Here is a 21,723-nt window from a genome sequence, read left to right as displayed (position 1 = left end):
ATCAGCGTAACACAACAACCTTTAAAAGACTCCTAATAATCAAAGAAATGATAAAAAGTATTTTTTTACTAATTTTTACATTATTACTAACGCTGAGATTATCCGCACAACAAAAACCTAATATTATTTTCTTTTTAGTAGATGATATGGGCTGGCAAGATACCTCCGTTCCCTTTTGGGATAGCATAACCACCGCAAACCTAAAATTCCATACTCCGAACATGGAAAGATTAGCCCAACAATCGGTAAAGTTTACCAATGCATATGCCACCTCCATATGTACACCTTCAAGGGTAAGTTTAATGTCGGGCTTAAATTCGGCAACACACAATGTAACCAATTGGGTATCTATGAAAGATAGGATGGTTGACCCAAAGGACGATGTATTACAAATACCCGACTGGAACGTTAATGGCTTGTCGCCGATTTCAGGTCAATCAAAAAGTGTTTACGCAACGCCTCTTGCACAGGTATTAAAAGATAACGGCTATTATACCGTTCAATGCGGAAAAGCGCATTTCGGTGCATACCAATCCATCGGCGCTGACCCACTAAAATTAGGTTTTGTAAAAAACATTGGCGGAGGTGCTGCCGGAAATCCAGCTTCCTATTTAGCTGAAGATGATTTTGGCCATAACCCAAACCATTATAATGTAAAAGCAGACCTCCCTCATCTTAAAAAGTATTGGGGAACTTCGACCTTTCTTACAGAAGATTTAACCAAAGAAGCCATATTGGCAATGGATACCGCACAAATGAAGAAACAACCATTTTTTCTTTATATGGCGCATTATGCTGTCCACTTGCCTTACAACGCTGATCAAAAATTTATTAAAAAATACTTGGATAAAGGTTACACCGCACCCGAAGCGGCCTATTGTGCTTTGGTAGAAGGTATGGACCAAAGTTTAGGCGATCTGATGGATTATCTACAGCAGAACAAGCTAGACAAAAACACCATTATTGTGTTTATGTCTGATAATGGAGGTTATTCTCATCCCCCGAGAGAAGGACGCTCAAACACCCAAAATTATCCCTTGCGTGGCGGAAAGGGCTCTTTATACGAAGGAGGTATCCGCGAGCCAATGATGGTTTTTTGGAATGGCGTGAGCAAAGCTGGAAGCGTTGCTAGCCAGCCAGTGATTATGGAAGATTTTTATCCTACTCTTTTAGAAATGGCAGGTATTAAAAACTATGTAATCCAGCAAAAACTAGATGGCAAAAGTATGGTTCCGTTTATTAAGAATCCGCAAAAAATCAGCAATAAGCGATCTTTAATCTGGAATTTCCCTAATAATTGGGGCGGAGGGAATGGGGCTAAGGATAACTCGTTTATGACCGCCATAAGGCAGGGAGACTGGAAGCTGATTTACTTCGAAAAATATGCTCAGCTGGAATTATACAATCTAAAAAACGACATCAAAGAAGAACATGACTTATCCAAACAACTACCAAAGAAAACAAAGGCCTTAGCCCGCTTATTAACCAAACAATTAAAGGCGCAAAAAGCACAAATGCCAACTTTTAAAGCTAGCGGAAAACAGGTTCCATGGCCAGATGAGATAACCATTGAACATTAGACTTTTTTAACAACATATAAGACAATAAAGCGCCATAAAGCGCTCCAAAATTTAAAAAGACGGACTTAGATTAATCGTCAAGCCATCTAATTTAAATACAGCTATTTTTTTAAAATTCATGAAAAACCTTATTCTTTTTACATTATTTTATGCTTTAAGTTCCCAACTGGGATTTTCTCAAGCGCTTAAACAAGATATTTATCATTACATCGAAAACCCAAATGTAATTTCAGAAAATAAGGAGAATACTCACGCTGGCTTTATGTCCTATTCTTCTGAAAAGATGGCAAAACAAGCAGGACTTTCGCCTGAGAATTTCATTTCGCTAGACGGACTATGGAAGTTTAAATGGGTGCCAGCTCCAGCTGAACGTCCAACTGATTTTTACAAAAACAATTTCGATGTAAGTAGCTGGGGAAATATAAAAGTTCCGGCCAATTGGGAATTAGAAGGGTATGGGTTTCTACCGAAAAGCTTTTTGAGGATTATAAAAAACAGTAACTAAATAAAAACAGAGAAAGAGATGAAAAATCTATTATTAATTCTATGCGTAGCTATTCTTTTGATTGGCAAAAAGGCGGAAGCGGTTGCTGCCGATAAGCCGGTTTATGCTATTATCCCTATGCCCGCCCAACTCACTCCCAAAAATGGGATGTTTGTAGTATCAGAAAAGACGAGTCTTATTTTTAGCGATGATTTGCAAAACGAAGGCACTTTTCTAAAAAGTGTGTTACAAAATTATCTCCCTACTGTTGATTTCCCTGTAAACGCAAAATCAAAAAAAAGCACAATTGAGCTTTTGCTTGATCCATCTGTAAAAGCAACAGAAGGTTATGAACTTAGTGTAGATTCTAAAAAAATCACCATCAAAGGTAAAACCTCAACGGGTGTGTTTTACGGCCTGCAAACCTTAGCACAATTACTGCCCGTTGCGTCTAAAGAAGCAAACACCAGTCTTAAAACCGTTTTAATACCTGCAGTAGAAATTGTAGATAGCCCAAGGTATGCTTATCGCGGGATGCACCTAGATGTTGGAAGACATTTTTTTCCAGTTGACTTTATTAAAAAATACATCGATTTAATTGCCATGCACCGAATGAATACTTTCCACTGGCATTTAACAGAAGATCAAGGATGGAGAATTGAGATTAAAAAATATCCTCGATTAACAGAGATTGGTTCTAAGCGTAAAGAAACTATGTTAGAAAAGAATTTCGATCCCTACGTAGGTGATGGCATTCCGGTGGAAGGGTTTTACACGCAAGAACAGATTAAAGATGTTGTGGCTTATGCGGCTACTAAACACGTAACTATTATTCCGGAAATAGAGTTACCAGGGCACTCGCTAGCCGCTTTAGCTGCTTACCCAGAACTTGGTAGTGGCACCGGGCCTTATGAAGTAGGAACCAAGTGGGGTGTATTTGATCAAATTTATTCACCTAAAGAAGAAACCTTTAAATTTTTAGAAGATGTATTAACTGAGGTAATTGCATTATTCCCTGGTAAATACATCCATATCGGTGGCGACGAAGCACCCAAAACAGAATGGAAAAAAAGCGAGTTAGCACAGTCCATTATTCAAAAAGAAGGATTAAAAGATGAACATGGTTTGCAAAGCTATTTTATACATAGAATAGAGAAATTTTTGAACAGCAAAGGAAAAGACATTATTGGTTGGGATGAAATTTTAGAAGGCGGTTTAGCTCCTAACGCCACGGTAATGAGCTGGAGAGGTATTCAAGGAGGTATAGAAGCAGCAAAGCAACATCACGATGTTATAATGACCCCCGGCGAGTTTTGCTATTTTGACCATTATCAATCAAAAAATGTGGATAAGGAACCATTGGCTATAGGCGGTTTTACCTCGGTTGAAAAAGTATATTCTTATGAACCTACTCCCACTGCTTTAACTAAAGAAGAAAGCAAATTTATATTAGGAGCACAAGGAAACGTTTGGACGGAGTACATGAAAACTACTGATTATGTGGAGTACATGGTTTTACCTAGGATGAGCGCTTTGGCTGAAGTATTATGGTCTCCAAAAGAAACCAGAAACTGGGATAATTTTAGAACTCGATTACAGGTACTTGTTAAGCGATTTGATAATATGGACCTAAATTATGCGAAACATTCAATTGATTAATAAATAGAATTTAAGGAGGCTGTTTTCAAAAACAGCCTCTATTAAAAATAGGTTCTCTACATTTACATGAACATTGACAAAATTTATATTGATTATTTAATTCGCGAGTACTACTTTTCATTTAATTAATCGTCCTTTGTATACTGTCATTAAAACCGCAGTCCAATTACTTCTTGAACCTTTAAATTTTAAAACATGAAAATGTTTGACAACTGCATTAACTTTAAACTTATTGGTATCGCTTTTTTATTATCGCTAGGAATAAAAAACGGCTATTCACAAAAAAAACAACCCAATATTGTCATCATCATTTCCGATGATCATTCTTACCAAACCATTGGTGCTTACGGAAGTAAACTGGTAAAAACCCCTAATATTGATAGAATTGCCAACGAAGGCGTAACATTTAAAAAGGCATATGTTACCAATTCTATTTGCGGACCGAGCAGAGCCGTAATTTTAACAGGAAAGTACAGCCATATCAATGGCTTTAAAGATAACGAAACCTCTCATTTTGACCACAGTCAGGATATGTTTGTAAAACACCTAAAGGCCGACGGTTACCAAACCGCATGGATTGGAAAACAGCATTTGGGCAACAGAACCGAAGGTTTTACCTATTATACCATTTTACCAGAACAGGGAGATTATTACAATCCGGAGTTTATTAAAATGGACGGAACCAAAGAGAAAACGGAAGGCTACGTAACCAATATCATCGAAGATAAAGCCGAAGATTGGTTAGACCAACGCGACCAAAGTAAGCCTTTTTGTTTAGTAATTGGGCACAAAGCAACCCACCGCACTTGGATTCCAGACACTGCTGATTTTGCTTTATATGATAACGTAAAGTTTCCTTTGCCCCCTACTTTTTATGATGATTACCAATCACGTAAAGCAGCAGGCCTTCAAGAAATGGAAGTTGGCAGAGATCTTATCATGGGCTATGATTTAAAAATGCTTTCTTATAGCCCTAAAGGCGAATCTATGATTAACAGAATGAATCCTGCCCAAAGAGCAAAATTCGATGCACATTATCAACCTATCGAAGCCGATTTAAAAGCCAGAAACTTAAGCGGAAAAGCATTGGCAGAATGGAAATACGAACGCTATATGCGTGATTATGCCAGTACAGTAGCCTCGTTAGACAGAAACATTGGCAGAACCCTAAACTACTTAGACAAACATAACCTAAATAAAAATACAGTAGTTATTTACCTATCTGATCAGGGGTTTTACATGGGCGAACATGGTTGGTTTGATAAACGTTGGATGTACGAAGAGTCTTTCCGTACGCCAATGGTGATGCGTTATCCTGGCGTAGTAAAACCTAAATCGATAAATGAGAACATGGTTTTAAACTTAGATATCGCTCCTACCATGTTGGATATTGCAGGTCTAGCAATTCCAAAAGCTATGCAGGGAGAATCTTTTCTTCCGTTAATAAATGGGAAAGCAAAAAAAGGCAGAGACGCTATTTTTTACCATTATTACGAAAATGGCGAACATGCTGTTTCTCCACATTTCGGTATACGTACCAAAAAATATAAACTCATTCGTTTTTACAAAAGAGTAGAAGGTTGGGAATTATACGATTTAGAGAAAGACCCTCGCGAACTGCACAATGTTTATGACGATAAAACTTATCAAGCGCTGATACCAAAACTTAAAACCAGATTAGATCAACTCATTGAACAGTATAAAGATACAGACGCAAGAAAAATATTAGACCAAAATAAATGATGAAAAAGCTCTTTTTAATCCTATTTATGGTGTTCACATTCTGTGTGGGCTTTAGCCAAACAAAACCCAACGTAATTTTAATTGTAGCTGATGATTTGGGTTATGGCGATATAGGCTGCTACGGTCAAAAATTGATAGAAACCCCAAATATTGATGCCTTAGCAAAAAATGGAATCAGTTTTACCCAGTTTTATGCAGGTACTTCTGTTTGTGCACCTTCGCGGGCATCTTTAATGACCGGAAAACATACCGGGCACACCAGCGTTCAAGGGAATTTCGAAATAAAGCCAGAGGGCCAATTACCTATAAAAGACAAGGAATTTACCCTTGCAGAACTTTTTAAAAATGAAGGCTACGTTACCGGCGGATTTGGCAAATGGGGCTTAGGTTTTCCAGGTTCAGAAGGAGAACCAAACAACCAAGGTTTTGATAGTTTTTTTGGATACAATTGTCAGCGCCAATCACATAACTATTTCCCCGATCACTTATGGGATAACCAAACCGAGATTAAACTGCCAAATACGCTTCAAAATTTAGAAGTTTATGCACCAGAATTAATCCAACAGAAATCAATCGAATTTTTAGAAAGAAACAAGGAAGCTCCGTTTTTCTTGTATTTACCTTATACGCTGCCTCACGCAGCTTTACAAATCCCTGCTGGTGATACTACTTTTACTTATTACAAAAACAAGTTTAAAGAAGCTCCGGTAGCTATCAAAAACAGCTGGAACGGTGAAAACTATCAGCCACAGGCTTATCCAAAAGCAGCTTACGCCACAATGGTTAGCAAACTAGACTCTTACGTAGGCGAAGTGGTAGCCAAGGTTAAAGCCTTAAATCTTGCCGAAAATACCATCATTATTTTCACCAGCGACAATGGTCCACATTCTGAAGGTGGAAATGATCCTGCTAAATTTAACAGCAGCGCTGGATTTAAAGGTCAAAAAAGAGATTTATACGAAGGGGGGATTAGGGTGCCCTTGATCGTGAGCTGGCCAAATAAAATTCAAGCGAACACATCAACAGGTTTTATGGGTGCATTTTGGGATTTCATGCCAACCTTTGCCGATGTAATCAGTGCTCCTACCCCGTCTGACACAGATGGTTTATCGTTGCTACCACTTTTAACAAATAATGGTAAGCAAGCGCAACATCCATTCTTATACTGGGAATTTCATGAGGATGGTGGAAGGCAGGCAGTCCGTTCGGGGAAATGGAAAGCCGTAAAGCTCAATGTAATCCAACATCCCGAAAACCCTATTAAATTATTCAACCTTGAAAAAGACGCAGCAGAGCAAAATGATGTAGCTAAAAAATATCCTAAGATAGTAGAACGCATGACTAAAATCATGATTGAACAGCACACAGAAAATTCAAACTTTCCTTTTATCACAGCGCAATAGAATAATAAATTCAATAAAGAACTCCAAATGTTATTTAAAACGAAATCCTACTTTTTACTAGCCCTTACGGCGATACTTTTATTGCAGCTCGGCATCGCGAAAGCACAAACAAACATTATCCCAAAACCAGCAAACATTGCGCTTGGCAATGGTTCATTTATCATCAATAAGCAAACATCGTTTAGCTATCCTAAAAAAAACGAGTCGCTAAAAACTTTGGCAGATTACTTCAGCAATCATATCCAAAAAATATCAGGAATGAGTTTGGCTAGCAACCAAAAATCTGCTCAAAAAATCGAATTTAAACTGGTTGATATCGCTGCTTTAGGTAGAGAAGGCTATCGCTTAAACGTTTCTAAAGACTTGATTCTTTTAGAAGCAAATGCCAAAGAAGGACTTTTTTACGGCGTTCAATCTTTAATGCAATGTTTGCCGGCTATCAGAACCAATGAAGCTTTAAAAGTTCCGTTTATGGAAGTTACAGATTATCCGCGTTTTAGCTGGCGTGGAATGATGCTGGATGTAAGCCGTCATTTTTTCTCGGTAGAAACTATTAAAGAAACCATTGATTTATTGGCGAGTTATAAAATGAACGTTTTCCACTGGCATTTGGTAGATAACGAAGGCTGGCGATTAGAAATTAAAAAATATCCAAAATTGACCAGCGTTGGCGCTTGGCGAGATGAGGTTTACGGCAGTCGTTGGTATTCAAAAGATTCTACGCTAAACTTTAACGATACCTACAAATATGGTGGTTATTACACCCAAGAGCAAGCTAAAGATGTGGTTGCTTATGCAAAAGCGAGAAACATTACGGTAATTCCAGAAATTGAAATGCCAGGACATTCTGGCGCAGCATTAGCGGCTTATCCACAGTTTTCTTGTACTGGAATTCCGCAAGCAGTTCCAAACTCTAGCGTGGTTGGTGGTTTTAAGGGGCACCGTGGCATAAACTTCGAATATTGTGCAGGAAACGACAGCACTTTCCTGTTTTTACAGGATGTAATGAAAGAAGTAATGCAGATTTTTCCTTCAGAATACATTCATGTGGGTGGCGATGAAGTAGAGAAATTCCGTTGGGAAGAATGCCCGAAATGCCAGGCCAGGATGAAAGCCGAGCACTTAAAAGACACCCCTGATCTGCAATCCTATTTCATCAAAAGGATGGAAAACTTTTTAATAGCAAACCATAAAAAACTTTTAGGTTGGGATGAGATTTTAGAAGGTGGATTAGCTCCGTCTGCAACAGTAATGAGCTGGAGAGGCGAAAAAGGCGGAATTGAAGCGGCAAAACAAGGTCACGACGTAGTGATGTCGCCAAGCAATCCTTTATATTTTAACCGCTATCAAGCAGATCCAAAAACAGAACCTTTTGCAGCAGGGTTTTCGGTAAATAGTTTAGATAAAGTTTACGGATACGATCCATACTCAAAAGCATTAACAGCTGAGCAACATAAATTCATCAAAGGTGGTCAGTTTGCCATCTGGACAGAAAACATTGCCACTCCTGAATATCTGGAATATATGCTATTGCCAAGATTGCCCGCTATTGCAGAAGCTTTATGGACCCCAGTATCAGAAAAAAATTACGATGATTTTGTAAAACGTTTGAACCAATGGCATTTTAATTCATGGGCCGAGCGTGGAATCAGCTTTTATCAAGGACTTTACAAAAAAAAATATTAAAACACCAATTTCATATTTACAGAAAATCCCTAATTAATTTAAGATGAGACGAATTACATTGATGCTTTGCCTTGTTTGCTTTAGCTTTTTAGCCTTTGCACAAAGAGACACCATTGCACTTAACAAAAGCTGGAAATTTACCACTGATAAAAAAGCCGAAGGCTTAAACCAACAATGGTTTAAAACCAGCCTAAAAAATACCAAAACCGTAACCGCTCCACATACTTGGAACGTAGAAAAAGAGAACCAGAATTTCTACGGCTGGGGCTGGTACCAGAATGAAATCTCTGCTCCTGAAGATTGGAAAAACAAAAATGTAGTGATTGAGTTTGGTGCGATTAACCATACCGCCTACATCTACCTTAACGGAGAAAAAATTCAGGAAAACATTGGCGACGGTTTCGATAAAATTTATGTAAACCTTAACGGGAAACTAAAATACGGTCAAAAAAACGTATTAACCGTAGCGGTAAACAACGACTACGGCCGTAACAAAGTTCCTTTCGGTAATTCTTTTGATTGGCCAAATGATGGTGGATTAATTAGAAAAGTAAAGCTAATTGTATCCGGGAAACCGGCAGCTAGCTACGTAAATGTTGACCCAATTTTAGAACTAAAAGACAGTTCTGCCAAAGTAAAAATCAAATTAGGCTTTGACGATTTAGCTAAAACGGATTTAAAATTCAAAGTCACCATTACCGAGGACAACCAAGCGACCAACAAAGTGGTTTTAAGTAAAATCAGCAAGGCTACGGTAAACAATGGTGTTGCCGTGATTGATTACGACTTGACAAAAGTTAACCCTTGGCATTTTGACCACCCAAATTTATACCGTATTGATGTACAGGTTTTAAAAAACAACAAAGCTGTTGATCATATCTCTACCAGTGTTGGCTTCAGAGATTTCCGTTTTAAGGATGGTAAAACCTATTTAAACGGCGAACATGTAAAGCTGATGGGCATTGAGTGGACTGCTGGTTCAAACCCAAATTTTGGTTTTGCCGAACCAGACGATGAAATTTTGAAACACGGCCGATTGATGAAAGAAGTGAATGCTATTTTCAGTAGGATTCACTTTCAGCAAGATGATTTATTTTACGATTTCTGCGATAGAAAAGGGATTATTTTGCAGGCCGAGGTTCCGCTTTGGGGCTGGGAAACACCATCAAACGATACCATAAAAACCATTGCTACCAGTCAACTCACAAAAATGGTTCAGCAACGTTACAACCACCCATCTATTTATGCTTGGGGCGTTGGTAACGAGTTAAGAGGCAGAGATAAAAACATGAAACAGATGATTGAAGGTCTGTTGCAAAAAGCTCGCGATCTAGACCCAAAGAGAATGGTTTCTTATGTGAGTAATACTTTAAAAGACGGATTCAACAACAACCCTAACTTTGTACCAGATGCAGGTAGTTTAGGTGATTATCTGATGATGAACGAATATTCTGCCAGTTGGTGGGGGATTCCCGAAGCTAAGCTTTCTAATTATTTAGACAGTATCCATACCTCTTACCCAAATAAACCTTTATTTATATCTGAGTTTGGTTTATGCGGGCCAAATTTTAAAGGTGGCGATGAAAGACGCGTACGTGATATGATCTACCACATGGCGGTTTACGAAAGTAAATCCTATGTAGAAGGTGCTATTTATTTTGATTTAACCGATTACCGTACGCACTATCCCGGTACTTTTGACAAGGATAAATTTAGAAGAAGAGTTCACGGTGTTTTTGATATGTACGGTGTTGCAAAACCGTCTGCAAAAATACTTAGAGAACTATCCTCTCCTATCGAAGTTCAAAGACTGGAAGGTGCCAAAGGCAAAATGAGTGTAATGATGTTTGGCAGTTTAGGATTACCCCAACACAGCGTTTCTGGCTATAAACTATACATCTCTGATAAAGAAGATAACTTTAAAAATTATAAAGCTTATGATCTGCCAACCATTAAACCTGGCGAGCAATTATTTTTTCCGGTAGATGATCTGTTCGACGGAAAAGGGATCATCACGGTAGTAAAACCAACGGGTTACATCGCTACACAAAAAGATTTTTACGAGTAAGATTAAAAAGAAAGTACACATAATGGTTATCCTGATTATTTTCGGGATAACCATTCTATTTGTTAAGGTATAGAGAATGTTGTAACTGGACATCCAAAAACAATCCCAATTACACAGTACATAAAACTAAGATTTATTAAAACCAAGTACGCATCTTAAAGAGGTAAATGAAGGTTATTCTAATAAAACAAGCGGTGCAAAATGATAAAATGAAGTTACTACTTTGGGTTTATTTACTCTTAAGTGCACTTAATTTACAGGCGCAGGATAGGGAGGTTGCTTTACCTAACCAGAAACAGCTCGACTATCAACAGGCAGAGCTGGGTGTAGTATTTCACTATGATCTGCATGTTTTTGATACCACTAAATATAGTCAGGGTGTTAATCGTCTAACTCCTGTAGTAGATTATAATATTTTTAACCCTACCCAACTTGATGTTGAACAATGGGTGATAACTGCAAAACAAGCAGGTGTAAAGTTTGCGATTTTAACGGCTACCCACGAAACAGGCTTTGCTTTATTTCAGTCTGATTTCAACCCTTATAGTTTAAAGGCATTAAAATGGGAAGAAGGTAAAGGAGATTTGGTACGGGATTTTGTTGATGCCTGCCGAAAGCATGGTTTAAAACCAGGGATTTATTTGGGGATACGATGGAATTCGTTTTTTGGTGTACATGATTTTGTGGTTGATGGTACTGGAGAAATGCAGAAGAGACGACAAAAGTATTATAATAAAATGGTGGAAGGGATGTTGACAGAGATCTGTACAAATTATGGTCCTTTATTTATGCTCTGGTTTGATGGCGGAGCAGGCAACCCGAAGAATGGTACGCCAGATGTATTGCCTATAGTTCAGAAATATCAACCTAATGCGCTGTTTTACCATAATGATCAATTGGCAGAAATGCGTTGGGCGGGTTCAGAAAGCGGTACAGTTGGGTATCCAAACTGGTCTACATTTCCTTTTAATTTTACAGGTTCTGGCGAATCTGCCCCTCCAATGATTGCAAAGGATAATTTCGCATTACTTAAACATGGTGACATGATGGGTAAATATTGGGTCCCTACCATGGCAGATTCTCCTCTTCGAGGCTATAATGGACGTCACGAATGGTTTTGGGAACCTAATGATGAGCAGCATATTTTCCCGTTAAAAAACCTGATAGATATGTATTATAAATCTGTAGGCAGAAATTCGACACTAATTTTGGGTTTAACACCAGATAATAGAGGTTTAATGCCCAATTCAGATGTGGTTCGATTGAAAGAGTTTGGCGACGAAATAAAAAAGCGTTTTGAAAGTCCGATCGCGTCAACCTCGGGCAAAGTACCTGTTCTTGAGCTTAAGCTCAAAAAGAAGCAGCTCTTGAACCAAATTGTATTACAAGAAAACATTAAAAAAGGACACTCGGTAAAAAAGTTCCATATCGAAATAAACGAAAATAAACAATGGAAAACAGTGCATGCCGGAACTTCTATCGGTCATAAATACATTCATCTATTTGAAAAACCTTTAGAGAGCAATAAAATTCGTGTTGTAGTTGATGAAAGCTTTAACGAACCCGATTTTAAATTATTTTCTGCCTATTATATCAAAAAATGAAAGAAATCATAAAAGTGAGTTGCTTCTGTTTTTTAACATTGTGCTACTTTCCTGTTACTTTGTTTGCCCAGAAACAAAAGCCTAACGTCATTTTCTTTTTGGTAGATGATATGGGTTGGCAAGACACATCGGTTCCATTTTGGGACAGCACCACAAATGCAAATAAAAAGTTTCATACGCCCAATATGGAGAGGTTGGCTAGGCAATCGGTAAAATTTACCAACGCTTATGCAAATTCGATATGCACACCTTCAAGGGTAAGTTTAATGTCAGGCATAAATTCCGCCGCTCACAGAGTTACCAACTGGGTATCTGAGAAAGACATACAGGTAGACCCAAAAGATGAGCTATTGCAAACACCAAATTGGAACGTAAACGGATTATCACCATTTGCCGGGCAATCAAAAAGTGTGTATGCAACTGCTTTGCCCCAACTGCTAACAGACAACGGCTATTATACCATTCATTGCGGAAAAGCCCACTTTGGAGCTACGCAAACCACAGGAGCAAATCCACTCAACTTAGGATTCCAGAAAAACATCGGCGGTGGCGCAGCAGGTAATCCTGCTTCTTATTTTGCTAAGGATAGTTTTGGTTACCGCCCAAATCATTATAATGTAAAGGCAGATCTACCCAATCTTAAAAAATATTGGGGCACTTCTACTTTCCTTACAGAAGACTTGACCACCGAAGCAATGCTGGCGATGGATACCGCCCAAATTCAGAAAAAACCATTTTTTCTGTATATGTCCCATTATGCGGTCCATTTACCCTTTGATGCTGATAGCAGATTTGTTAAGCCGTATCTGGATAAAGGCTACTCCCCGTCAGAAGCCTCTTATTGCGCTTTGATAGAAGGGATGGACCATAGTTTGGGCAAATTGATGGACTACCTAGAACAAAAGGACCTGGCAAAAAACACCATCATTATTTTTATGTCGGATAACGGAGGTTTTTCGCATTCGCCCCGAGTAGGAAAACCTAACACTCAAAACTATCCATTGCGAGGCGGAAAAGGCTCATTGTATGAAGGCGGTATCCGCGAACCGATGATGGTGTTTTGGAATGGCTTTAGTAAGCCCGGCACTACATCCAAACAGAACGTTATTATCGAAGATTTTTATCCTACCATTTTACAAATGGCAGGAGTAAAAAATTATACCACGGTACAAAAATTAGATGGTAAAAGCATTGTTCCTTTTATAACCAACCCAAAACGTATGGATAAAAAACGGCCTTTGATTTGGAACTTCCCAAATAATTGGGGAGGAGGAAACAGCAGTCGAGATAATTCGTTTATGGTTGCCATTAGGCAAGGAGACTGGAAGTTGATCTACTTTGAAAAATATGGAACATTAGAATTGTACAACCTAAATAAAGATATTAAAGAAGAACACAATACATCAAAACAGTTTCCCAATAAAACAAAAGCCTTAGCCCGTTTACTAACCCGAAAATTAAAAAATCGGCAAGCACAGATGCCAACATTCAAAGCAGATGGAAAGCAAGTTCCATGGCCCGATGAAATACGCTTTCGCTGATTAAATATAACTTGCTTTTTGTTATTTATAAAACCGTCTGCTTTTACAAAAATTTTACACCTAAATATTATCTCAAAATCCATGCAAAAATCATGACTAAAATCAGGCTTATAAGAACATTTGCTTTAATTCTGTTAAGCGGGCTGTTGCCTGTTTTACAGCTCCAGGCTCAAACAGCGAAAGCTCCCATTATGGGCTGGAGCAGCTGGAATAACTATCGCATCCATATCAATGAAGACATTATCAAACGCCAGGCAGACGCTATGATTAGTTCTGGGATGTACAAAGCAGGTTATCGCTTTGTTAATATTGACGACGGCTTTTTTGGCGGACGTGATTCAACAGGAAAAATATTTGCTGACTCCACTAAATTCCCTTCCGGAATGAAATATTTAGCGGACTATATCCATAACAAAAACTTAAAAGCAGGCATATATACCGATGCAGGGAAAAACACTTGTGGTTCAATCTACGATCATGATAAAAACGGCATCAACGTAGGGATATACGGCCATATTGAGGAGGATTGTAAGCTATATTTTAAAGAGTGGGGCTATGATTTTCTAAAGGTTGATTGGTGTGGCGGAGAGAAGATGAAACTTGATGAGGAAACTGAATACACAAAAATCATTAATCATATTAAATCTTTAGATAACAACTACTTGGTCAACGTTTGTAGATGGAAGTTCCCCGGAACATGGGTAATTAATAAAGCAGATTCGTGGCGTATATCTGGAGATATCAGTTCAACGTTTTCCTCTATTTTAACCATTATTGACCTTAACAGAGAATTATACAAATATGCTTCTGCAGGGCATTATAATGATATGGATATGTTGCAAGTGGGCCGTGGAATGACGTACGATGAGGATAAATCGCACTTTTCTATGTGGTGTATACTCAACTCTCCTTTACTTGCCGGCAACGATTTAACAAAAATGTCTAAAGAGACCCTAGAGATACTAACAAACAAAGAGTTGATTGCTTTAAACCAAGATAAGGGCTTTCATCAAGCGCAGAGAATTTACCATAAAGGCGAAATAGAGATCTGGCTTAAAAAGTTAGGTATTGATGGAAAAGAAAATGCAATAGCAATTCTTAATCGTGGAAACAGAACCGAAAAATTTGTACTTACACCAGAACTTATTGGTAAAAAGGGAAGAGTTCGTTTAAGAGATTTATGGCTACATAAAGAATTAGGGAAGTTAAAACAAAGTCGTTCTTTTGATATCCCTAAACATGGAGTTGTGGTGATGAAGGTTAAATAACGCAGATTTAAAGCTTGCCAATAATTCTTATTTTTAAAGATGTTCTGGCTTTGTAAAGAATTAGGTAAAACAAACTGTGTCAGGAGCTAAAACGAATAGCTTTAGATACAGTTTGTTCTACACCCTCTCTATATTCAAATCAATCTTCCTTTTCTAAAACAAAAATCTGCAAAAATGCTCCTCCAGAACGATTTACATACTTGTTGTAAACAAGTTTTTTTCCGTCTGGAGACCATACTACTGTACCAGTAAACTTGGTATCGGGTTGGTTGTCTGCTATTTTTGTAGACTCGCCTGTTTCAATATCAGTAATATAAACATCTCTATCAGCGATATATGCTAGTTGCTTCCCGTCTGGGCTAAAGTTAAAGCCGCTTTCGATATCAAACTTATGAAAGCTCAGCTGTTTTACAGCACCTCCGTTTGGAGAAACACCGAATGCATTTATATAACCTGCTTTGTCTTTGGAGAGAAAGGCAATAATACGACCATCAGCACTGGTGCGAAGCCAATGACGCGGACCTTTTACTCCTTCTTTAAGTTTTGTTATTCTCCGCTGCGCCAAGCTTACTGGCACTGCAAGTCTAGCAGAAGCTAGTCCTTGCGTAGTTTCTGCTTTCAATGTATTCAAATCCGCAGGAAGATCTACCACAAATATATCTGTAACAGTTTCCCCTAATTCATTTCTAACATTGCCTTGAAAAGCTATTGCCCGGTGCTGACGATTACCATCATTTTTTAGGTAACCATCATTCCCAATCCAACATTCGTCAAATGCTTTATCTACTTCGTCGCTATTAGGATTTGGGTTTTCTGTTACGTTTGCAATAATAACGGAAAACATTTCGCCGCTGTTATTTTCTAAAGAACCATCATCTGCTACATTAACCTTTCCAGGAAACATAATACCTACGGTTCTTAAATCTTTGATTTTACCGCTTTTCGCAATAACATCGTCATTATAAGTATAACTTATCGCTTGTCCGTCTCCACTCCAGGTGTGTGCATGAGTCCCTCCTCTTAAGGCTCCAATCGTAAACGGAGGATTAACATCTCTGGCATCCATAAAAATGGGTTGTAGTGGCTTGCTTACAGCTATGGCAACACCAGTTCTTCTGGTAAAATCGTAGGGGTTGGTTTTGTTGGAGTTTCTTATTCCATGAATAAAAATCACTTTGTTTTCGGTAGGCGAAAATGTTGCCGCACCAACGCCTGGGCCGTATTCGGTTTGGTTGTTAGTGTGGTAAAGTTCTTTGATAATACCTGTGTTGATATTTATCATTTCGATGGTTTTGGTACTCCCTATTTTGCTATCGTCATTGCGAGTATCATAAACTAACCAATCCCCATCTGGCGAAAAACATTGAGTGGTGTTGAGTAAATGTCCTTTAGCCTCGCTTGTTAGCTTTCTTTCTTTGTAGCTCATGTTTTGTGCATTGCAAGAGTTGTTTAAACACGGAATCACGCACAGTATTATGGCATATAGCACATTTATTTTTCCGTTAATTAGTTTAAAATCTCTCATTAATATAATTTAGGTTTAAGGTGTAGACACGTATTTTGCTGGCTTTTAAGACCGATTAATTAAAAGAATGTATCAGTATGCTTGTTGATATTTACTAGTCCACAATGTTGGTACAAACGTTTATTAAAAAAGAGGGCACTAACTATTCTGATTTAAAAGACTATGAAAGGCACTTTAGTGGTAATTATTTTAAATTCGACATTTAAACGAGCCACCCTGTACTTGAATATCACGCTTTAGGGTAGCTCGTTTAAAATTATATTTAGTTGATGATTTTTGTTGCAAAACTATCTTTTCCATCAATAACACTCACCACATATATTCCATTTGTTAATTGAATTGGAAGTGCGTAGTTTGAGTTAATAGAACTAATTGCAATATTTTTTGATAAAATAGATTTCCCATTGATATCATGCACCGTAACTAACATACTTTTTTGCGCACTTGATGAAAGGTAATTTAGGTTTATTAGTCCATCGTTATAAAACGCTGTGAATTGATTTGCTGTTCCAAGACCACTTTGCACAGCTACAACTTTTGCAAACTCTTCTGCGTTTCCGTTTAGATCATACTGCTTTAATTTATAATAATTAGTACCCTTTAATGGATTGTTATCTACATATTGATATGCAATTGGTGCATTTGAATTACCATTTCCAGAGATGGTAGCAATTGCCGTAAACTCTTTTCCGTCTTGAGATCTTAAAACTTCAAAATGACTGTTGTTTTGTTCTGATGCTGTTTTCCAGTCTAACTTAATCCCATTATTTGCCAATTGACCATTAAATCTAGATAAAGAGATTGGTAATACTGTTGTTTGATCCCAGATTTTAATGTAGTCTATAGAAATATCCACACTTTGCATTTGAGATGGATATACCATTTTAAACATAGTTGGAGCAACAGTACTAGTTGTTGCGTTAACGGTGGCCCTAACACGCCCATTATTTAGCCAAATATCAAATTTTTTCGATGCTAAAGTGTACGTATTCCCGTCCATTCCTGTATAGTCGACAGCTGCCACTCCTGTGTTACAAAAAACGGTAACTATTCCGTAGGAGTTACTAGCGTTAAGTACTGATGACCCCCCCAAACGGTACTGAACGGCTTGAGCGACATCATCCGTTGCCACTACTATATCAAACTTAGCAAACAACTCGGCATCGTCCGGCGCAAGCGTTGAACTTAAGTTGGACCATCCCGTACTTGTGCCGTTTCCAAGAAAAAACGTTGGGTTTCCGGTGGTAACAACTGAATTGTCTCGGTAGTCCATCTTCAATTTAAACTGAAATTTTAGAAAAGTTAATGGATTTGTAGTAATTGGCGTTTTTCTATTTATAATAATAGAAGATGTCGTTTTACCGAAAACAACAGTATTAGAAGCAATCTTTGTTGCTATAGTGCCATAACTAGAAATAAAATTTAATTGATTTTGTGCAGGACTAGGGTCTTTAAAGTAATCCGTCAATGTAGATGACGAAGTAAAATCCTGATTAAAAAGATTTTGAGAGTACCCTTTTATTGTAAAAAGGATATAGACTAGTGTTAAAATGTACAGTTTTTTCATAATTTTAATTTTTATTGTTTATAAATAAAGCTCTGGCGACTTTCGCCAGAGCTTGGTTAATTCTATAGATTCCAATTATCCGTTCTAAATGGAGAAACTGGCAAACCATTGCTGTTAAACAAATTAGGTCTGCTTACATCAGAGAAACCAAACCTAACTGCAACAGGTTTCTTTATCGATTTGCTAAATACAATTAGTTGATTGTTTACAATTTTGTAATCTGCTGGAATAAACTTTTTTGAATCATCCGCAATTAATAAATCAGTGATAAATGCACCATCTACTTTTAGCCTCCCTTTTAGGTCATTAAATTCAATGATAATTTTATCACCTTCAATTTTGTGCCTTTTGTACACTGGTGATTTATAATCGATTTTCTTTTTTCCGTAAACTTCTACCAATGCTAAATCGGCGAGTCTTTTTGCTACCTCAACTTTTCTTGTAGGATGGATGTTTGCCACGTCTGGAACCAAATCAGTAACTACTGCCATCCCAGTTTTTGGAAGACTTAAAGTTTGGACTTGCTGTTCTCTTAGCAGTGCCCCTCTTTGCTCTTCAGGTTTTGATTTGTAGTCATAAGGTGCTATTTGTACATAATAAAATGGGAAATCACTTTTCCACGCAGTTCTCCAACTGTTAATCATGGCAGAAAAAAGTTTATTATAACCAGAGTACGATACGATGTTTGATTCGCCTTGATACCAAAACACGCCAGAAATATTGTAGCCCACAAATGGGTTGATCATAGAATTCCAAAGCGAGCCTGCTTCATATGGCTTTGAAGGAGCGGGTCTTTGCTTTTTTGCATTCGCTGCTAATTCCTCATCTGCATCAATCACCCTAGCTGGTGTCCAAAACTCTGCAGCTGTACCGCCCCAACTCGAATTAATTATCCCTACTGGTACATTTAACTCTTCGCTCATGTGCTTTGCTATAAAATAACCGATGGCGCTAAAACCTGCTACAGTTTCAGGATTAGACTCTTGCCAAGAATCAAAAGTATTATCTTGTGAAGTTAGAGAAGCGATGTTGCTCACATTTAATAGCCTAATTTTAGGGTTAGTGGCGTTTGGTAATTCATCTAACATTTCTTTTAATCGGTTATAAGAATTCCATTGCATATTGGACTGACCAGAACACAACCAAACCTCACCAATTAAAATATTTTTGATTACTTTTTTGTAAATTCCTGTTGTTACAGTTATTTCATATGGACCTCCTGCCTCTGGTGTTTTCAACTTTACATCAAAACGAGCATGCCCAGTTGTTGGTACTTTAATCATTTCGTTAGACCACGACGGGGTAACTGTCACCTCAGCTCCTTTATTCCCCCAGCCCCAGAAACTCACCTCTGCATTTCGCTGCAAAATCATGTTATCTGAAAAGAAGGAAGGAAGATTGATTTGAGCAAAAGAATGCCCAGATATCAGTAGAATTAATATGGTTAATAGTTTCTTCATCTTTTTTTTTAAATTATAATTGTTGCCGATTTTTTAAATTATTAAAATGTTGCAAATCAACATTCGGCAATTGAACTATAAATACATTATAATTACTTAGCCCTGATGCATCTTACTGGCAATCCGCCAGCTCTGCTAAAGGCCGGGTATTCTAAGCCTTTGTTACTTAAATAAACTAAAAAAGCGTTACCAGATGCAGCAGCTGTGCCGGCCCAATACCTTAACATGCTAGTTTGGCTACCTACTTTACCATTATTGGCGTTTTTCATACCGGCAGGAACTAGTTTTAAGTTTGAAGAGTAAGCTGTTAAAAAACTAGTTGCTTTTTCGGCTACTAAAACACTTTTCCACTCTTGTAACGTTGGCATTCTCCACTGGCGGCCAAGTAATTGTTTACATGGGTCGCAACCGTTTATTTCATTAATTCTTGCATTTTCATTGGCTTCCCAAGTATCATATTGGTCACCACCTTTCCACCAAAAACCGGTAGCTTTCTCCGATGCATAAAATGGATTCTTTTCTGTTTTTGATAATCCTCGAGGGTTATTTGGTTTTGCCACTCCAACTTCTACAGCTCCTTCTGCTTTTTCATGCCCATCAATTCCTCTTCCCCATTGAAAATAATTGCCATAAGCATTTTTATCACTAATGTTCGCAGCTACTCTTAACGAACCTAAGTTTTGTTGTAACCAAATTTCACCATCTGCAGCTCTTACGGTTTTATAGGTAACTTTCTCATTGTTAAGTACCGCTTCTACGGTACCAGCAGAACCCACTTCTTTTGTTGGAAGGCTTTCAATATTGCTTACTGCATTGGTAGCTGTTTTTTTAGTACTACATGCTACGTTAAATAATAAAGCACTAGCTAATACATAAATACTGGAATGTTTCATCTTATTTTATTTTTAAATTTTCGGGTAAATAGTTTCTAAAATCGGCTATGTTTCCAAAGGTTATTCTGTTTGAATCATGGTAGTTTCTTGCTCCAGCATAAGCTGTTCTACTTAAATAGATAAGATCATTACCGTTAAAAATCCAGTCGGGATATTGGAAACCAGTTTTCTTAATCGATTCTATTGGAGATAAACCTTGATCATCTTCCATTAAAGTTTTGGCGTGGTACCAGTTGCGTAGGTCTTTAGATGCATATAATGAAAGTACACTTCTTTGCGATGGGAAATTTGTGTCTGTATTGGTATTAGATAACATCCAATAAATAGCCTGTGTTGGATCTTTCCTAATCACAAATTTGCTAATACCGCCTGGCAGTGTAATAAAGTTCTGTGGATCAAAATCAGCTACTTTCCCGTTATCTTTTATCTCAACCATGGCTGCTCTATCAAAAAACGGAGTCGAGTTTACCCTAAGGATATCCCACAACCTACCATCTGGACCTACCACCATATTGCCTTCTATCCACCCCGTGGTATTTCTTGATCCTTCGGGGTCTTTAGAAGTGTCGTAGGCTACTTCGGTACTTTTTGTCCAATTTGCCGCATTTAACAAATCAGCATTTTCATTAGCAGATATTGCAAAGGCTTTATAGCCACGCATGCCAGGCAAAAACTCTGTAAGATTCTCAAAGGCCCGGTATATTCTCCCATTATGATTAACTATAGGCATGGGTGCACAATGGTACTTTGCAGTTCCTCCGTTAACACCTTCTGAAAATAATATTCCATTTTTTGACGTGGTAGGTGTAGACCATGTTTTACCTCCATCCATTGACTTCATAATCACAATATTTCTTACACCAACACCAGCTGAAGTGCCTAAAAGATAAACCGCTCCATTATGCAAAAAAAGATTACCCCAGAACATTCCCTTTAGTTCTGCCAAACGGGTCCAACTTTTCCCATCATCTTTAGACAGATGAATAAAAGTATCATCAGAATTAACATACTTTCCAAAATAATCATGAGAAGCAAGCAAGTTACCATCTGTCAGCTTTACTAAACTTGGGCTCCCTAAATATGTATTGCTTCCTGGGTCCGTCCATGCAACCTGGCTCTTCCACAAATTTGTTTCTACCTTTTCGGCATCCACCTGCGCAAACGTAATTGTTGCGCTAAGTACAGCAGTACAAAGTAGAAGGGTAAATAATAGATGCTTAATTTTCTTGCTCATCGTTCTAA

The 21,723-nt window shown here is 37.9% G+C and carries 15 protein-coding genes; 10 read left to right on the top strand and 5 right to left on the bottom strand.

Features of this window, described 5'->3' with window-relative positions; genetic code table 11:
• Positions 1-47 precede the first annotated feature (47 nt).
• From B176_RS0102280 to B176_RS0102235, 10 genes are all read left to right on the top strand, one after another.
• Entirely contained in the window at positions 48-1,580 is a 1,533-nt protein-coding gene (locus tag B176_RS0102280) for a sulfatase (protein ID WP_017257153.1), read from the top strand.
• A 118-nt stretch (positions 1,581-1,698) separates the two neighbouring features.
• Positions 1,699-2,085, top strand: a complete 387-nt coding sequence (locus B176_RS0102275; protein ID WP_017257152.1) for a hypothetical protein — start codon at positions 1,699-1,701, stop codon at positions 2,083-2,085.
• Positions 2,086-2,103: 18 nt separating this feature from the next.
• Positions 2,104-3,723, top strand: coding sequence for a beta-N-acetylhexosaminidase (locus B176_RS0102270; protein ID WP_017257151.1), 1,620 nt, complete (start codon positions 2,104-2,106; stop codon positions 3,721-3,723).
• 195 nt (positions 3,724-3,918) lie between these two features.
• On the top strand, positions 3,919-5,466 hold the full coding sequence (locus B176_RS0102265) for a sulfatase family protein (RefSeq protein WP_017257150.1): 1,548 nt from the start codon (positions 3,919-3,921) through the stop codon (positions 5,464-5,466).
• On the top strand, positions 5,463-6,869 hold the full coding sequence (locus B176_RS0102260; protein ID WP_051129989.1) for an arylsulfatase: 1,407 nt from the start codon (positions 5,463-5,465) through the stop codon (positions 6,867-6,869). The genes B176_RS0102265 and B176_RS0102260 overlap by 4 nt, the downstream gene beginning before the upstream one ends.
• Before the next feature lie 27 nt (positions 6,870-6,896).
• Positions 6,897-8,555: a beta-N-acetylhexosaminidase gene (locus tag B176_RS0102255; RefSeq protein ID WP_154647865.1), complete on the top strand. Its 1,659-nt coding sequence runs from the start codon at positions 6,897-6,899 to the stop codon at positions 8,553-8,555.
• A 43-nt stretch (positions 8,556-8,598) separates the two neighbouring features.
• Entirely contained in the window at positions 8,599-10,623 is a 2,025-nt protein-coding gene (locus B176_RS0102250) for a glycoside hydrolase family 2 protein (protein ID WP_154647864.1), read from the top strand.
• A gap of 167 nt (positions 10,624-10,790) precedes the next feature.
• Positions 10,791-12,227, top strand: coding sequence for an alpha-L-fucosidase (locus B176_RS0102245; protein ID WP_017257146.1), 1,437 nt, complete (start codon positions 10,791-10,793; stop codon positions 12,225-12,227).
• Complete coding sequence (locus B176_RS0102240; RefSeq protein ID WP_017257145.1) at positions 12,224-13,768, top strand: sulfatase; 1,545 nt, start codon at positions 12,224-12,226, stop codon at positions 13,766-13,768. The genes B176_RS0102245 and B176_RS0102240 overlap by 4 nt, the downstream gene beginning before the upstream one ends.
• A gap of 92 nt (positions 13,769-13,860) precedes the next feature.
• Positions 13,861-15,036, top strand: a complete 1,176-nt coding sequence (locus B176_RS0102235) for a glycoside hydrolase family 27 protein (protein WP_017257144.1) — start codon at positions 13,861-13,863, stop codon at positions 15,034-15,036.
• 139 nt (positions 15,037-15,175) lie between these two features.
• Here the strand turns inward: B176_RS0102235 and B176_RS0102230 are convergent, their stop codons facing one another.
• From B176_RS0102230 to B176_RS0102210, 5 genes are all read right to left on the bottom strand, one after another.
• A complete protein-coding gene (locus B176_RS0102230) occupies positions 15,176-16,561 on the bottom strand; it encodes a DUF3748 domain-containing protein (RefSeq protein ID WP_154647863.1) in 1,386 nt (461 codons plus the stop codon).
• Positions 16,562-16,823: 262 nt separating this feature from the next.
• The gene (locus tag B176_RS0102225) at positions 16,824-18,128 is read right to left on the bottom strand and encodes a T9SS type A sorting domain-containing protein (protein WP_017257142.1); all 1,305 of its coding nucleotides are present in this window, start codon (positions 18,126-18,128) and stop codon (positions 16,824-16,826) included.
• Between the two features lie 62 nt (positions 18,129-18,190).
• On the bottom strand, positions 18,191-19,588 hold the full coding sequence (locus tag B176_RS0102220) for a sialate O-acetylesterase (protein ID WP_026063104.1): 1,398 nt from the start codon (positions 19,586-19,588) through the stop codon (positions 18,191-18,193).
• Between the two features lie 92 nt (positions 19,589-19,680).
• Complete coding sequence (locus B176_RS0102215) at positions 19,681-20,481, bottom strand: fibrobacter succinogenes major paralogous domain-containing protein (protein WP_017257140.1); 801 nt, start codon at positions 20,479-20,481, stop codon at positions 19,681-19,683.
• 1 nt (position 20,482) lies between these two features.
• Positions 20,483-21,715 (bottom strand): sialidase family protein, encoded by a 1,233-nt coding sequence (locus B176_RS0102210; RefSeq protein WP_017257139.1) that lies wholly within the window; start codon positions 21,713-21,715, stop codon positions 20,483-20,485.
• Positions 21,716-21,723: the final 8 nt, after the last annotated feature.

Origin of the sequence: Pedobacter arcticus A12 (assembly GCF_000302595.1) — a bacterium.
In the GTDB taxonomy this organism is placed as follows: domain Bacteria; phylum Bacteroidota; class Bacteroidia; order Sphingobacteriales; family Sphingobacteriaceae; genus Pseudopedobacter; species Pseudopedobacter arcticus.
Note: the sequence above shows the minus strand (reverse complement) of the source record. Positions and strands in the feature narration are given on the sequence as shown.

Bases quoted from the DNA above. Each gene is read 5' to 3' on its own strand.
- B176_RS0102235 (WP_017257144.1), top strand. From the start codon at position 13,861: ATGACTAAAATCAGGCTTATAAGAACATTTGCTTTAATTCTGTTAAGC.
- B176_RS0102230 (WP_154647863.1), bottom strand. From the start codon at position 16,561: ATGAGAGATTTTAAACTAATTAACGGAAAAATAAATGTGCTATATGCC.
- B176_RS0102260 (WP_051129989.1), top strand. From the start codon at position 5,463: ATGATGAAAAAGCTCTTTTTAATCCTATTTATGGTGTTCACATTCTGT.
- B176_RS0102225 (WP_017257142.1), bottom strand. From the start codon at position 18,128: ATGAAAAAACTGTACATTTTAACACTAGTCTATATCCTTTTTACAATA.
- B176_RS0102215 (WP_017257140.1), bottom strand. From the start codon at position 20,481: ATGAAACATTCCAGTATTTATGTATTAGCTAGTGCTTTATTATTTAAC.
- B176_RS0102270 (WP_017257151.1), top strand. From the start codon at position 2,104: ATGAAAAATCTATTATTAATTCTATGCGTAGCTATTCTTTTGATTGGC.
- B176_RS0102250 (WP_154647864.1), top strand. From the start codon at position 8,599: ATGAGACGAATTACATTGATGCTTTGCCTTGTTTGCTTTAGCTTTTTA.
- B176_RS0102275 (WP_017257152.1), top strand. From the start codon at position 1,699: ATGAAAAACCTTATTCTTTTTACATTATTTTATGCTTTAAGTTCCCAA.
- B176_RS0102245 (WP_017257146.1), top strand. From the start codon at position 10,791: ATGAAGGTTATTCTAATAAAACAAGCGGTGCAAAATGATAAAATGAAG.
- B176_RS0102255 (WP_154647865.1), top strand. From the start codon at position 6,897: ATGTTATTTAAAACGAAATCCTACTTTTTACTAGCCCTTACGGCGATA.
- B176_RS0102265 (WP_017257150.1), top strand. From the start codon at position 3,919: ATGAAAATGTTTGACAACTGCATTAACTTTAAACTTATTGGTATCGCT.
- B176_RS0102210 (WP_017257139.1), bottom strand. From the start codon at position 21,715: ATGAGCAAGAAAATTAAGCATCTATTATTTACCCTTCTACTTTGTACT.
- B176_RS0102240 (WP_017257145.1), top strand. From the start codon at position 12,224: ATGAAAGAAATCATAAAAGTGAGTTGCTTCTGTTTTTTAACATTGTGC.
- B176_RS0102220 (WP_026063104.1), bottom strand. From the start codon at position 19,588: ATGAAGAAACTATTAACCATATTAATTCTACTGATATCTGGGCATTCT.
- B176_RS0102280 (WP_017257153.1), top strand. From the start codon at position 48: ATGATAAAAAGTATTTTTTTACTAATTTTTACATTATTACTAACGCTG.